Consider the following 271-nt stretch of genomic DNA (forward strand, 5'->3'; position numbering starts at 1 on the left):
CGACTCGGCCCGCACCTGATTCGCATTCCTCACCACTCGACCATCGGGGCGCAGGCAGGTCCTCCTGCACCCATCTATCTGCCAACGGACCTTCCGGAGACACAACGACATGTTCAAGCAAAAAGCCGCCCTGACCGCCGTCGCCTGCGCGCTCGCCTTCGGCGCCGCCGCCGCCCATGCAGCCGACAAGCCGCTGAAATCGATCGGCGTCACGGTCGGGTCGCTCGGCAACCCGTACTTCGTCACGATCGTGAAAGGCGCCGAGGCGCGT

The 271-nt window shown here is 66.1% G+C and carries 1 pseudogene; it reads left to right on the forward strand.

Annotated elements, in window-relative coordinates:
* Positions 1–109 precede the first annotated feature (109 nt).
* Positions 110–271 (forward strand): annotated as a pseudogene (locus U4Z64_RS37480) (ABC transporter); the annotation flags it as partial.

The organism is Burkholderia sp. BCC1996 (assembly GCF_905339955.1).
Lineage (GTDB): Bacteria > Pseudomonadota > Gammaproteobacteria > Burkholderiales > Burkholderiaceae > Burkholderia.